12 protein-coding genes and 1 pseudogene are annotated in these 12,201 nt (G+C 60.8%); 7 read left to right on the plus strand and 6 right to left on the minus strand.

Features of this window, described 5'->3' with window-relative positions; translation table 11 throughout:
- The 3 genes from RTX98_RS16815 to RTX98_RS16825 form a co-directional block, all read left to right on the plus strand.
- The coding region (locus tag RTX98_RS16815) for a 2-dehydro-3-deoxygalactonokinase (RefSeq protein WP_312797971.1) at positions 1 to 196 on the plus strand (196 nt) is incomplete at its 5' end.
- Positions 193 to 795, plus strand: a complete 603-nt coding sequence (locus RTX98_RS16820; protein WP_312797972.1) for a 2-dehydro-3-deoxy-6-phosphogalactonate aldolase — start codon at positions 193 to 195, stop codon at positions 793 to 795. The genes RTX98_RS16815 and RTX98_RS16820, both read left to right, overlap by 4 nt.
- Positions 796 to 797: 2 nt before the next feature.
- Entirely contained in the window at positions 798 to 1,661 is an 864-nt protein-coding gene (locus RTX98_RS16825; protein ID WP_312797973.1) for an SMP-30/gluconolactonase/LRE family protein, read from the plus strand.
- A 46-nt stretch (positions 1,662 to 1,707) separates the two neighbouring features.
- Here the strand turns inward: RTX98_RS16825 and minE are convergent, their stop codons facing one another.
- From minE to repA, 6 genes are all read right to left on the minus strand, one after another.
- Positions 1,708 to 1,971: a cell division topological specificity factor MinE gene (gene minE, locus RTX98_RS16830; RefSeq protein ID WP_189506983.1), complete on the minus strand. Its 264-nt coding sequence runs from the start codon at positions 1,969 to 1,971 to the stop codon at positions 1,708 to 1,710.
- Positions 1,968 to 2,783 carry a septum site-determining protein MinD gene (gene minD / locus RTX98_RS16835; protein WP_189506985.1) on the minus strand — a complete coding sequence of 272 codons (816 nt, stop codon included), beginning with the start codon at positions 2,781 to 2,783 and terminating at the stop codon, positions 1,968 to 1,970. Before minD ends, minE begins: the two co-directional genes overlap by 4 nt.
- 35 nt (positions 2,784 to 2,818) lie before the next feature.
- The gene (gene minC / locus RTX98_RS16840) at positions 2,819 to 3,571 is read right to left on the minus strand and encodes a septum site-determining protein MinC (RefSeq protein ID WP_312797974.1); all 753 of its coding nucleotides are present in this window, start codon (positions 3,569 to 3,571) and stop codon (positions 2,819 to 2,821) included.
- Between the two features lie 99 nt (positions 3,572 to 3,670).
- A complete protein-coding gene (gene repC / locus RTX98_RS16845) occupies positions 3,671 to 5,026 on the minus strand; it encodes a plasmid replication protein RepC (protein ID WP_312797975.1) in 1,356 nt (451 codons plus the stop codon).
- A gap of 236 nt (positions 5,027 to 5,262) precedes the next feature.
- On the minus strand, positions 5,263 to 6,270 hold the full coding sequence (gene repB, locus RTX98_RS16850) for a plasmid partitioning protein RepB (protein ID WP_312797976.1): 1,008 nt from the start codon (positions 6,268 to 6,270) through the stop codon (positions 5,263 to 5,265).
- Positions 6,267 to 7,478: a plasmid partitioning protein RepA gene (gene repA, locus RTX98_RS16855; protein WP_312797977.1), complete on the minus strand. Its 1,212-nt coding sequence runs from the start codon at positions 7,476 to 7,478 to the stop codon at positions 6,267 to 6,269. The genes repB and repA overlap by 4 nt, the downstream gene beginning before the upstream one ends.
- Before the next feature lie 495 nt (positions 7,479 to 7,973).
- Here repA and hlyD point away from each other — a divergent pair, with 495 nt between their 5' ends.
- From hlyD to RTX98_RS16875, 4 genes and pseudogenes are all read left to right on the plus strand, one after another.
- Entirely contained in the window at positions 7,974 to 8,963 is a 990-nt protein-coding gene (hlyD, locus tag RTX98_RS16860; RefSeq protein WP_312797978.1) for a secretion protein HlyD, read from the plus strand.
- A 6-nt stretch (positions 8,964 to 8,969) separates the two neighbouring features.
- Entirely contained in the window at positions 8,970 to 10,742 is a 1,773-nt protein-coding gene (locus tag RTX98_RS16865) for an ATP-binding cassette domain-containing protein (protein WP_312797979.1), read from the plus strand.
- Complete coding sequence (locus RTX98_RS16870) at positions 10,739 to 11,890, plus strand: ABC transporter permease (protein ID WP_312797980.1); 1,152 nt, start codon at positions 10,739 to 10,741, stop codon at positions 11,888 to 11,890. The genes RTX98_RS16865 and RTX98_RS16870 overlap by 4 nt, the downstream gene beginning before the upstream one ends.
- Positions 11,891 to 11,894: 4 nt before the next feature.
- Positions 11,895 to 12,201 (plus strand): annotated as a pseudogene (locus RTX98_RS16875) (ABC transporter permease); the annotation flags it as partial.

The following is a 12,201-nucleotide window of genomic DNA, read 5'->3' on the forward strand; positions in this document are numbered from 1 at the left end:
GATCGGTTCCGAACTGGCCGCGATGCAAAACAGCTGGTCCAGCGGCGAAGTGGTTTTGATTGGCGCTGATCAGCTTGCCGACCGCTATTCGCGCGGTTTACACGCGCTCGGAGGCACGGCCCGCATTGTCGATGCGCAGGCTTGTACGCTCGCGGGCTTGGTTGCGGCGCGACACCAAATGCTGGAGGCACGATGACCCTGCCCTTGATCGCGATTCTGCGTGGGCTCACGCCTGATAATTCCGAGGCCGTAGGCCGCGCCTTGATCGATGCTGGTATTACGCGCATCGAAGTGCCCCTGAACTCGCCGGATGTTCTGACAAGCATCACGACCATGAGCCGCGCCTACGGGGATGTGGCCGACATCGGCGCCGGCACGGTTTTGACGACTGACGAGGTCGATGCGGTTCGCCAAGCGGGCGCGACTTTCATCGTTTCGCCGAATTGCAACCCGGATGTTATCAGCTACAGCAAGAAGCGCGGCCTCGGTTCCTACCCCGGGGTTTTCACGGCAACCGAGTGCTTCGCCGCTCTCGCGGCCGGTGCGGATGCGCTGAAGATTTTCCCCGCCAGCCTGATGGGTCCAGATGCGCTGAAGGCCCTTCGCGCGGTGCTTCCTTCCGAGACGCAGATCTATCCCGTCGGCGGCGTCGGGCCGGATGATTTCGCGGTGTGGCGCGCGGCCGGTGCGAACGGCTTCGGCTTGGGGTCATCGCTGTTCAAACCGGATTGGTCAGCCGACCGGGTTGGCGAAGAGGCAAGACGCAGTGTGGCTGCGTGGAACGCCGGGGAATAGGCATGGTTCAGGCGGAACTCTACGACGATCGTGCTTGCCTGCTTGGTGAAGGCCCGCTCTGGCATCCTGAGCGTAAGCAACTGTTCTGGTTCGACATTCTGAACCACAAGCTGCTGTCGCGCGAAGGTGACGAACCGCGTGAATGGCAGTTCGATCGCACGGTTTCGGCCGCGGGATGGATTGATCGCGACACGCTGTTGGTCGCGGCGGCCGACGCCCTACTCCGCTTCGATCTCGTGAGCGGGCACTATGAGCCAATCGTCGAGCTGGAAAATGATCAGCCCGACAATCGCTCAAACGATGGCGGCACTGATCCATGGGGCGGCTTTTGGATCGGCACGATGGGCCGCAAGGGTCAGCACAAATCCGGCTCGATCTATCGCTATTATCGCGGTGAACTCAGGCGGCTCGTGCCGGATGTGACCATCACGAACGCGATCTCCTTCGCGCCTGACGGAAGCCACGCCTTTTTTGCCGATACCCGCGAGCAGTTCGTGTGGAAGCAGGTGCTCGATGAGCAGGGTTGGCCGAAGGGCGAGCCGTCCGTCTTCCTGGATCTGCGCGCTGAGGACCTTAACCCCGATGGTGCTGCGGTGGATGCCGAAGGGCGTTTGTGGGTGGCGCAATGGGGTGCAAGCAGGGTTGCCTGCTATGACCAAGGCGGAACGCTGACCGAGGTGGTTGCCGCTCCGGCGTCGCAGACCTCTTGCCCAGCCTTTGGCGGGGCGGATTTGTCGACGCTGTTTATGACGTCTGCGAGGGAAAATCTTGCTCCCGAGGCGCTGGCAAACGAGCCGCTCGCGGGCTCCGTCTTCAAGGCAGAGCTCGGCATCCGGGGACAAGCCGCGCATCGCGTCGTCTTATAGACGCAGTTTCCCGATCTAGCCGAAGTTTAGATGATGAAGGCAGGGATCAGGCTGCCTTTTTGCCACCATCGAACGGCACTTCGATATCGACGGCAAGCGTCGACACCGAGGCGCCCCGTTCCATCTTCACGCTGACCTTGTCGCCATCGACCTGCATGTGCTTGGCGATGACCGCCATGATCTCGTCGCGCAGCGTTTTCAGAAGATCGGAATCGCCGTTCGCGACACGCTCATGCGCTAGAAGCACCTGCAGGCGCTCGCGCGCTGCGGGCGCGGAAGCTGGACGGGAGAAAAAACGCTTGAAGTTCATGCCGCCTTCCTTCCGAAGATTTTACCAAAGAAACCGCGCTTGTCGCCAGGCACAGTGACGGGAATGGTCTCGCCCTTCAGCCGGCGTGCCGCATCGAAATAGGCGACGGCCGGCGCACTCTTGTTGTCGGCAAGCGTGACCGGAGCGCCGACGTTCGAAGCGCGCAGCACGTCCATGCTTTCAGGGATGATGCCGAGGAGCGGGATCGACAGGATTTCGAGAACATCCTCGACCTTCAGCATGTCGCCGCGCTCCGCACGTGCCGGATCAAAGCGAGTAAGCAGGAGATGCTTTTCCATCCGCTCGCCCTGCTCCGCCTTCAAGGTCTTGGAATCGAGCAAGCCAATGATGCGGTCGGAATCGCGGACCGAGGAGACTTCCGGATTGGTAACGACAATCGCCACATCGGCATGACGCATCGCCAAGGTCGCGCCGCGTTCGATGCCGGCGGGGCTGTCGCAGATCACCCAGTCGAAGGCTTTGCGCAGAGCGGTGATGACCTTCTCGACACCTTCAGGCGTCAGATTGTCCTTATCGCGGGTCTGGGAGGCCGGCAGGAGATAAAGCGTTTCCAAGCGCTTGTCGCGGATCAGCGCCTGAGCAAGCTTGGCTTCGCCCTGGATCACGTTGACCAGATCATAAACCACGCGGCGCTCGGCGCCCATGACGAGGTCGAGATTGCGCAGGCCGACGTCGAAATCGACGACCACGACCTTGTCGCCGTTCTGCGCTAAGGCAGCACCGAGTGCGGCGCTCGACGTCGTCTTGCCAACGCCGCCCTTGCCCGATGTGACTACAATAACTTTGCCCATCGTTGTCTCCTGTGTTTCGTTTGCCCGCTTTCGCGTCAGCTTAAAGTTTCCGCGACGATTGCCTCGCCTTCGAGCCAAATCTGGACGGCTTGGCCACGAAGTTCCGACTCCATGTCCTCAGCCGTCTTGTAGAAGCCGTCGATAGCGATCAGTTCTGCCTCAAGTTTGCGGCAAAAAATGCGGGCCGAAGCATTGCCCATCGTTCCGGCAAGCGCCCTCCCCCGCAGCGCGCCATAGATATGGATCGAACCGCCCGCGATAATTTCCGCGCCGGACGCGACAGAGCCAACCACGGTGACGTCGCCGTCCGGAAACACCAGCGATTGCCCGGACCGCACTGGTTCAGTGACAGTGAGCGACGGCATGACCGTTGCAAACTGGTTATGCGACGGCTCACGCTCGTAGGCAGGTTGAGGCTGGCTCGTCTGCGATGTTGCGCCGGGAGCACTTTGCTCGGGCGGCTCGAAGTCGGACGCTGCGCGTCCATCCGTCAAAGTAGGCGGCAGGTCGGCGGACAGCATCGAAGCACGGGCGTTTTCAAGGCCCATGATGCGCACGTTTCGGGCCGTGAGCTGGTCGACCATGGTGCGCAACTGCGCGCGATCGACATCCAGGTTCTGAACGTCAAGCACGATCGGACGACGCAGGAAGAAGCCAGCCGAACGGGCGGCAAGATCATCGAGGCGCGCAAGCCAGTCTTCAAAGGGCAGGTCAGGCGTGAGAACAAGGGCCAGGAAGGAGCGTCCCTTCAGCCGGATCGCCTTGGACTCACTTACTACGTCAGTCATTTTCAACAGTTCCGTTGCTGGCGGCTGCCACGAGCATGGTTAACCAGTGGTTAGCAGGCGAAGCTTGCAGGAGGATGGATACGTTAATTCCTGCTGGGTTCATGGTCGGATGAGGTTGCGGCGCATCTTACTGCGGAGCGTGTGGGACTGAGCTAAACTACGCAGAAGCGCATCACTAATTGGGATTTCTTCAATCATCGGTGCGTGCTCCGTCGGTTCGCTTGCCGGTTGTTCCACAGACATAGCAGTGTCGATCAGCTCGGTCCCGTTCCGGCGCAAAGCCATGATCATAGGCGCTGGCGTGAAATGTCCCGCCTTAGCCCTGCGGCTCAGCGTGCGGAGATATCCGCCAGGATTTCCGATCTGCTCAGAGCGCTGGTAGATGGCGCCGAGGGTGACCGCCGCCTGCTGCTCGCCGAGGCTAACACAGGCATCCTGCCAGGTGCTTGGCGTGATTTGAAGCATGGATCGGACAACGGTTGTTGCGGCGGAGAAACCACGCCAGTCCCGGATCTCGCCACCTTGAGCTAAGCCTCGCAGGTTTGAGCAAGCGTCTAGAACGACGGTAAGCGGCAGAACCGGTTTGCTGGGGTTCCTGGGACGAGGGCTGGTCCGGAGTTCAAGCGAAGCTTCAATCCTCTTCCGAAAATCGATCTTTGATTCAGATTGGGAGTCTGGGTTTGACTCTTGTTTGTGAGTCTCAGATTGCGACTCGCTGCGGCTCAAATCGGCGGCATTTACGAAGGATTTCAGCGCATTAGTGATTTCGAGGCGCAGTGCATCAAGATCTGCGTTGATGGTCTCCATGAGTGGCTTTGTTGCCTTGCGGGGTAGGCGGGCAATAACGTCTCGGTACCGCTCTTCCAGATCATCCCAGTTTTGCGGAACGTTGCCGTCGCGGCCGCTCCCGATGAGCTTGACGATGTCGCGCCGGCAGATCGTCAGTTGTTCACGAAGGACTTTCAGCGCCTGACGTTCGGCGACAATCGTTTCTGCCATGCGGCGGAACTCTTCAGCGCGGGTGAGCAGAGGGGCAAGGTCGAAGCCATACGCCTGCACAACAGAGCCACCCTCACCCTTGCGAGCAAAGCGCTTTCCGTTCGGACTGTCGCGGCGAAGGATCAAACCACAGTCGAGCAGGATGGCGATGTGACGCCGCAGCGTTGCCAGCGACATGCCGTTAGCCCGCCCACAAAGCTGCTCATTTGAGGGCCAGACGATCGTCCCTGTTTTCGTGCTCAGAATGGCTTCGGGATGGAACGACAAAAGTGCATTCAGAATAGCAAGCGAACGATCGGTCGCGCCGAGGTGCTCACGCGCTTCGCGCACGTGCTGGAACACCTGCCACTTGGAAGTGTCTCTCGACGGAATTTCTTTGTTTGCGACCTGTCTCGCCAGCAAGGCAAGCGTCATTGGCCGCCGCCCAAAGGGCGTCGATACAACAGTCTCTCGCATGTCATCGCCACAAAGCTTTGGGCAAAGCGAATTATGCCGCCAAGGACGGTTTCGGATTTGACAGCCGAATCGGAGAGGGCTATTGTTTCTTTGCTACAAGAGAACAAGGCTCTCAGGTTGGTTCGCCGCTTGGGGGCCTTTTCTTTTTGCCGGGCTTCGCTCTCCCTTCCCTTTGCATAAGCCGATCATGCGGACCGGCGACGCCTAAGAACCTTGGCAGCTGCCAAGGTATTCGTTCACGCCTCTTTCTTGGCGTAGTAGCGCTCCACCAAGCTCGGAAGCTCGGACTGAAGGAAGTCTGTGAAGGATGCAGCTTCTTTAGCGTCGATCGTCAACTTGATCTCGCGACGCGCAAACTGCGCCCTGCCCAGTGTCTTGCCTGTGCTGTTCCTCAAAGCGATATCATTCGGCTCTGCCTTCGCCTTGTCGGACGCGGCAGCCAGCGCGAGGACGAACCGGCGATCAGAATCATGAACCTTGGCAGCTGCCAAGGTTTCCTGCACTCGATCAAGCGCGCTGTCGCCAGCAAAAGCCTTGGCGAAGGAAGCCCAGCGGGTGCGTCCGGCCTTCGGCGCTCGGCCGATGCTCTGGATGATGTCCTCGGGAACAGCGCGGCATACAGCCCGGTAGCGAGCCAGCTCCGGGTCGTCGATGGAGAGAGCGGAACGGATGTCCCTCGCCTTGACGCCAGCGGCATCCATGCGTGCGGCAAACAGCGCTTTCTCGATCCAGCTAAGATCCTGCCGTGCAGCATTTTCGATGCCTTGCGCGATCGCGAGTTCGCGATCGTCGAGCTGGGTCACCGTTGCTTTGACGTTTAGGCCAAGTTCGCGTGCGGCACGAAGGCGCCGATGGCCATAAATGACCTGATAGCGATTCGGAGCGTCGGGGTTGGGGCGAACCAGGATCGGAACGATCTGGCCTTCGCTCGCGATTAACGCCTTAAAGGCTTCGAAGGATGTTTGATCATCATCGGGAAGGCGGTCGGGAAAAGGCGAGGGATCGATCAAGGCAGGATCGAGCTCTCGCCCGGTGCCGGCCTCAACCAGTGCCTTCAGCTCATCACGCTCCGCGCGCAACTCAGCGATCGAACGTTGGGTGGCGCCGACAACGCCGGCGCCGACGCGGGCGAGGGGCGCAGCAGGTTCGCGTACTGCCGGCTCCTTTTCAGGAGCCGCGCCGGCGGGCGCCGTGTAGGCGGCGAAGCTTGCGAGGATGGACTTCTTGCCGGGTGCCTTGCTCATGTGCGGTTCCAGCTTCGTTCAACGAGATCAACGATCCGGCCATTCACGGCATCAATGGATTCGCGGGCCCGCCGAACGGTCCCAGCACCAATGTTGCCGGACTCCAGTTCGTATAGGGTTCGCTTTGCGAGACCGGCGGTTTCGACTGCGCTGCTCTCGACTGCCGTCGGGGTCAGCACATCCTCGCCGAACAAGCTGCGCAGCATGCCGACGACATGAACCTGCGACTGATCGTTGGGATCGTGGCGTGTAATAAGATAACGTAGGAAGTCCTGCTGCATGGTGGCGCCGGCGTCCCGGATGACGGCGATCAGGTCGCCCATCATCAGCAGGAACTGGCTCATCGACATGACGTCGAGCATCGCGGGATGAACCGTGATGATCAGGCCGGTCGCAGCATAAATCGCGCCAAGGGTCAGGAAGCCGAGCGAGGGTGGCGTGTCCAGGAGGATGATGTCGTAATCATCCTCGATCTCGCTGATCGCAATGCGCAGACGCTCGAAGAAGATTTCCTGCGAGCCGGTGCGCCGGTCGGCCAGGGCCCGCGGCGTCTCGTGCTCATATTCCATGACTTCGATATTGCCGGGAATGAGGTCGACGCCTGAGAAATAGGTCTTCCGGATGATCTCCTTCATCGGCCGGCGATCGTCGTCATAGCGCAGGGCGCCATAGATCGTTTCGTTCTCGCCGACATCGAGCTCCGGTTGCGCACCGAACATGGCCGACAGCGAAGCCTGGGGATCAAGGTCGATCGCCAGCACACGGTATCCATGCAGCGCAAGGTAATGGGCGAGGTGGGCGCTCGTCGTTGTCTTCGCGCTGCCGCCCTTGAAGTTGGCGATGGCCAGGATCTGGACGTGCTCGCCCTCTTGCCTGCGCGGCAGATAGCGCCGCAAATCAGACGGGCGCATGTCTGCAAACATTTCGCGCAGCTCGTTGATCTGGGCGAGCGTGTATGCGCGGTGATTGTTTTCCAGCCGGGCAGGGGTGGGACCCTTGCCTTCGATCGACATTGTGCGCAACGTCGACTCAGGGATCGTGGTAAGCTTCGACACTTCGTTCGTCAGGAAGTAGCGCAGCTGCTTTTCGGCATTCGGGGGATACATCTGCTCGCGACGCGCCTGAAGCTCACCCGACAGCATCCGCGCATGACGCGTGATTTTGTCGCCGGGATCTTCCGCCGCTGCAATCGTTGCCTGTTTCGACATTGTCGCTGTCGTACCCCTTTGACGGCCAATGGCCGCTTTAATGCCCGTCTCCCGTCAAGCTTAGCGCATGATTCCGGGCGGTGGTCCAGCGGTTTAAGGTTAACAGAATGCTACGAGGGGACTCGTCGGCTGATAGGCTGCAAGACGACAGCACGGAAAATGCAGGCATAACAGGGCGTTAGCAGCGAGGCGGCTTTGCTATTCCCCAGGTTCAGCATGATCGTAGCAATTGCGGAACGTGCGGCCTGTTCTTGAGAGCTGCCTCGAACAAGGCATGATGTCGAGTGCAAGGACAAGAAAACTCGAATCGCAAGACTGCTCTTTCCACAGGAAACAACGCGATCTTTGATGAGCCTTCACGACTGACAGGCGGGAAGGAGAGGGCAGTGTGTGGTTCGATCTGTTAGCCGGGTGAGGCTTTGTTCCTGCTCGATCCTTGAGGGAGCTCCTTCGTGCGGCTAAGGGTTGGCCGACATCTCGAGAAGCTTTTTGACGATGAACAAAAGAACCTTGCTCGTGCTGCTTGTTTTGGTCGCTCTGGCAGGCGGTGGAGCCTATTACTGGCGCAGCCATCAGGTGCAAGATCCTTCGCTTGTGCTCAGCGGTAATGTCGACATTCGGGAAGTGACCTTGTCCTTCCGCGTACCGGGCCGTGTGGCCGAGGTGGTCGTGGATGAAGGCGATCGCGTTGACGCTGGGGCGGTCATTGCGCGTGTTGATTCTGAGCCGCTGCAAGCCGCACTCAGGCAGGCGCAGGGGGCGCTCGCCGCGGCAAAAGCCAGTCTTGCTCTGCTTCAGGCAGGCAGCCGCGCCGAGGATATCGCCCGGCTGAAAGCGCAGACGGAAGGCGCGCGGGCTGCCGTGGTAAATGCGCAAACGACCTTCGAGCGCCAGCAGGCGCTGCTGACCTCCAGAACGAGCCCACCACAGGCCTTGGACAATGCGCGGGCGGCCCTCGATCAGGCCAAGGCCGAGGAAGAAGCCGCGCAACAAGCTTTGCTCGCTGCTGAAAAGGGCGCGCGTCCGGAAGAGATCGCGCAAGCACAGGCACAGGTGGAAACCGCTTCGGCCCAACAGAAAGCGGCCGAAATCCAGCTGGCCGACGCCACTTTGCATGCGCCGAGCAGCGGCACGGTTCTGACGCGCGCGGTGGAACCCGGCGCCCTGGTTGCGGCTGGAACGGGTGTGGTGACGCTTTCGATCGACCGTCCGACGCGCATCCGCGCTTATGTCCAGGAGCCAGATCTTGGCCGGTTGGCTGCCGGCACCAAGGTGCTGGTCTACACCGACGCCCGCCCAGGCAATCCGTATCCCGGAACCGTCGGTTTTGTGTCGCCGCGTGCGGAGTTTACGCCCAAGCAGGTAGAAACGCAGGATCTGCGTACAGCACTGGTTTATCGGTTGCGGATCACGGTGGATGATGCCGACAACGTGCTGCGGCAGGGCATGCCGGTGACCGTGCGTCTGGCCGATGAGGCGCGCTGAGCTGCGATGGAAGCTTCCGCTGCCGTTCGCATCAAAGGTTTGACGCATCGCTATCCCGAACAGAAACGGGATGAGCAGGCGCTTGCCGATGTTGATTTGACGGTGCGGCCGGGCATCATCACCGGTCTTGCCGGGCCCGACGGTGCGGGCAAAACGACCTTGATGCGTGTGATGGCCGGCTTGTTGAAGGCGACAAAGGGCGAGATCGAGGTGGTAGGCCTTGATCCTGTGGCCCGAGCGGACGCGCTGCATCTGCGGGTCGGCTACATGCCGCAGAAGTTCGGCCTGTACGAGGATCTCACTGTCATGGAGAACCTCGTACTTTATGCCGATCTGCGCGGGGTTGGTGCTGAGGAACGTAAGGCGCAGTTCGAGCGGCTGCTCGATTTCACCGATCTGCATCGCTTCACCACACGTCTTGCCGGCAAGCTGTCGGGCGGCATGAAGCAGAAGCTGGGACTGGCCTGCACACTGATTGGGACGCCCGAACTGCTGCTTCTCGATGAGCCGGGCGTGGGCGTCGATCCGATTTCGCGCCGCGACCTGTGGCGCATGGTTCAGAGCCTGGCGCAAGGCGGCATGGCCGTGGTCTGGGCCACCGCCTATCTCGATGAAGCCGAGCTTTGCGACGATCTTTGTCTGATGAACGAAGGCAAGGTCATCTTTTCCGGCGCGCCGCGGGAGCAGAAGGAGCGCATGCAGGGGCGCTGCATCCAGGTTCGCGACATCGGCGGCAATCGGCGTCACTTTTTGCGGCATGCGCTGGGCAGTCCAAGCGTCGTTGATGGGGTTATCCAGGGCGAGAGTGTCCGGCTCGTTCTGAAGGAAGGGCTTTCGCAACCTGACTCCGGAGTGCTCGATGGCGAGCCGAATGCGCGCGTGGTGACTGTTGAACCGCGCCTGGAAGATGCTTTCATCGATCTCGTTGGTGGTGGGCCGGATGGTCACTCCGTGCTCGCCGATACGATGCCGATGGTTGATCTGCCATCCGGCGTGGACCCCCAGGCCGTGATCCGGGCGCATGAGCTCACGCGCACTTTCGGCGACTTCACCGCAACCGATCACGTCACCTTCGATGTCAAGAAGGGCGAAATCTTCGGGCTTCTCGGGCCGAACGGTGCCGGTAAATCGACGACGTTCCGCATGATGTGCGGACTGCTGACGCCGACATCGGGCGACGCTGAGGTGATGGGCATCGACTTCAAGCGCAGCGCCAGCGAAGCGCGCCAGAAGCTTGGCTATATGGCCCAGAAATTTTCGCTCTACGGCAATCTGAGCGTTGAGCGAAATCTCATCTTCTTTTCCGGCATCTATGGTCTGAAGGGGAGGGCGCAGGCCGACAAGGTGGCGCAGATGATGGAAAGCTTCGACCTCACACGCTATCGCCGCACCAATGCAGGCGAACTGCCGCTCGGCTTCAAGCAACGCTTGTCACTGGCCTGCGCGCTGATGCACGAGCCGCCGCTGATCTTCCTGGATGAGCCGACATCCGGGGTCGATCCGGTGACCCGCCGAGAGTTTTGGGTGCATATCAACGCGCTCGTAGACAAGGGCGTGACGGTGATGGTCACGACCCACTTCATGGACGAGGCCGAATACTGTGACCGCATCGCCCTGATCTATCGCGGCCGGATGATTGCCGCCGGACCGCCGGACCAGCTGAAAAAGGCGGTTGCCAGCGAAGACCTACCGGACCCGACCTTTGAGGATGCCTTCATCGGGCTTATCCAGCGCGACGACCAGGCGCGCGAAGCGGCTGAAAAGGACAAGGCCGCGTGAGCCTCGCTCATCCTCCTGTTGCCGGTTTTTCCTGGCGGCGATTGCGCGCGCTATGCGTGAAAGAAACGCGGCAGATCCTGCGTGATCCGAGCAGCTTGCTGATTGCCGTGATCTTGCCGGTGATGCTGCTTTTTATCTTCGGCTTCGGCATCTCGCTCGACACAAACCGGCTGCGCATCGGCGTTGTCATGGAAGATCACGGCGTGGAAGCGGTGCGGTTTGCGGCCGCCGCTGCCGGTTCGCCCTATATCGATCCGGTCTTTGCCAACAGCTATGACGAGATGGAAGACAGCCTTGTGCGCGGCAAGGTGCGCGGGATCATCGTCATCCCGCAGGATTTCACGGCCAAGGTGATAGAAGGCAGCGGCGATGCGGCGATCCAGGTCTTGGCCGATGGCGCAGAGCCGAATACCGCCAACTTCGTGGGTAGCTATGCGCAGGGTCTGTTCGGCAACTGGTTGGCCGCTCGTGCCGATGCTTATGGCGCCGAGTTTCACGAGCCGATCGCGGTTGAACCGCGCTACTGGTTCAACCCCACCACGGTCAGCCGCAACTATCTCATTCCGGGCTCGATCTCCGTGGTGATGACGATTATCGGCGCGCTTCTGACCTCGCTCGTGGTGGCGCGGGAATGGGAGCGCGGCACGATGGAAGCGCTGCTTGCCACGCCGATCAGCCGCACCGAATTGCTGCTGTCGAAAAGCCTGCCCTATTACGGGCTAGCGCTGATCGCGATGGCGATCTGCGTGTTGATCGCGATCTTCATCATGAACGTGCCGTTTCGCGGCTCGGTACTGATGCTGCTCTTGTCCACCAGCCTGTTTCTCGGCAGTGCACTGGGGCTCGGCCTGCTGCTTTCGACGGTGACGCGCAACCAGTTCAACGCCGCGCAAGGGGCGTTGAACGCCGCGTTCCTGCCGGCCGCACTGTTGTCTGGCCTGATCTTCGAGATCGCTTCCATGCCAGCTTTCGTCCAGGCGGTGACCCTGTTCGTGCCGGCGCGGTATTTCGTGAAGATCATGCAGACGCTGTTTCAGGCCGGCGACATTCCGTCGATCCTGCTGCCGAACCTTTTGTTCCTGCTTTTATCTGCCATCTTCTGGCTCGGTCTGACGGCGTGGAAGACCCGCCGCCGGCTGGACGGATAAACCCATGTGGAACCGCATCGTCGCCCTGATCGCCAAGGAACTGCAGCAGCTGTTTTCGACGCGGCGCAACATCATGCTGCTGTTGACGCCGCTCGTGCTGCAGCTTGCGATCTTCCCCTTCGCCACCACGCTGGAACTGCGCAACGCCACGCTTTCGATCCTCAACGAGGATAACGGCGCGGCCTCGGTGGAACTGGTTCAGCGCATGGCGGCGGCGTCCGCCTTCACGGAGGTTCTATCGCTTTACAGCGAGGCGGATCTGGAACGGGTGATCGACCGGCAGGATGCGCTGCTCGCCATCCGCATTCCGC

The sequence above is a fragment of the Tianweitania sp. genome (assembly GCF_032053605.1).
In the GTDB taxonomy this organism is placed as follows: domain Bacteria; phylum Pseudomonadota; class Alphaproteobacteria; order Rhizobiales; family Rhizobiaceae; genus Tianweitania.

Coding starts and splice junctions, on each gene's coding strand:
- RTX98_RS16820 (WP_312797972.1), top strand. CDS start 193: ATGACCCTGCCCTTGATCGCGATTCTGCGTGGGCTCACGCCTGATAAT.
- RTX98_RS16825 (WP_312797973.1), top strand. CDS start 798: ATGGTTCAGGCGGAACTCTACGACGATCGTGCTTGCCTGCTTGGTGAA.
- minE (WP_189506983.1), bottom strand. CDS start 1,971: ATGAACTTCAAGCGTTTTTTCTCCCGTCCAGCTTCCGCGCCCGCAGCG.
- minD (WP_189506985.1), bottom strand. CDS start 2,783: ATGGGCAAAGTTATTGTAGTCACATCGGGCAAGGGCGGCGTTGGCAAG.
- minC (WP_312797974.1), bottom strand. CDS start 3,571: ATGACTGACGTAGTAAGTGAGTCCAAGGCGATCCGGCTGAAGGGACGC.
- repC (WP_312797975.1), bottom strand. CDS start 5,026: ATGCGAGAGACTGTTGTATCGACGCCCTTTGGGCGGCGGCCAATGACG.
- repB (WP_312797976.1), bottom strand. CDS start 6,270: ATGAGCAAGGCACCCGGCAAGAAGTCCATCCTCGCAAGCTTCGCCGCC.
- repA (WP_312797977.1), bottom strand. CDS start 7,478: ATGTCGAAACAGGCAACGATTGCAGCGGCGGAAGATCCCGGCGACAAA.
- hlyD (WP_312797978.1), top strand. CDS start 7,974: ATGAACAAAAGAACCTTGCTCGTGCTGCTTGTTTTGGTCGCTCTGGCA.
- RTX98_RS16865 (WP_312797979.1), top strand. CDS start 8,970: ATGGAAGCTTCCGCTGCCGTTCGCATCAAAGGTTTGACGCATCGCTAT.